The organism is Dyadobacter sp. (assembly GCF_051859145.1).
Lineage (GTDB): Bacteria > Bacteroidota > Bacteroidia > Cytophagales > Spirosomataceae > Dyadobacter.
This window is the reverse complement of record NZ_JBHYGF010000216.1, coordinates 6,604-7,327: the sequence shown is the minus strand read 5'-3', so window position 1 is coordinate 7,327 and position 724 is coordinate 6,604. Positions and strand designations below refer to the sequence as shown.

General features: G+C 49.6%; 1 protein-coding gene. It reads left to right on the top strand.

All coding sequences use genetic code 11. The annotated features are described in order from the left end of the window. Nucleotides 1-724, top strand: a 724-nt coding sequence (locus ACTIE6_RS13550) for a 3-keto-disaccharide hydrolase (protein ID WP_439557146.1), incomplete at both ends; no start/stop codon positions are given.

Genomic DNA, 724 nt, shown 5'->3' with positions numbered 1-724 from the left:
ATTTACAGGCTACCTCGCCGCCGCTGCCAAATCTCCAAAAACGCCGACAGTGAAAGTTTTGATGCTGCGTGAGGCGATGAACCTGGCGAAGACGGACGCGCAGAAAGAAGCGATTCTGAAAGAATTGGCAAGATACCGCACGTTCAATGCACTGCTGTTTGCCGGAAAATACCTGGATCAACCGGCTACCCAGCAAGCTGCTGCACAAGCCGTAACCAGCATTGCATTGGCCAATAAAGACATTTATGGCACGGAAGTGCGCGAAATTATCACCAAAGCAATCGCAGCATTGAAAGACGGCGATTACCAGAAAGAAGCAATCAAGAAACACTTATCTGAACTACCTACAGGAGAAGGATTTGTCTCTTTGTTTAATGGAAAAGACTTATCCGGCTGGAAAGGTTTGGTTGAAAATCCGATCGCCCGTGGCAAAATGAGCGCGGATACATTAAAAGCGAGACAGGCAAAGGCGGACGAAATCATGAAAAAAGGCTGGTATGCCAAAGATGGCGAGCTCGTTTTTTCTGGGCACGGCGATAATCTTGCTACTGTAAAGCAGTATGGAGATTTTGAAATGTACGTGGATTGGAAAATCCAGAAAGACGGGGACGCGGGCGTTTACCTGAGAGGTACCCCGCAGGTGCAGATCTGGGATACTTCGCGCGTGGACGTAGGCGCGCAGGTCGGTTCGGGCGGTTTGTACAACAACCAGAAGAACCCGAGC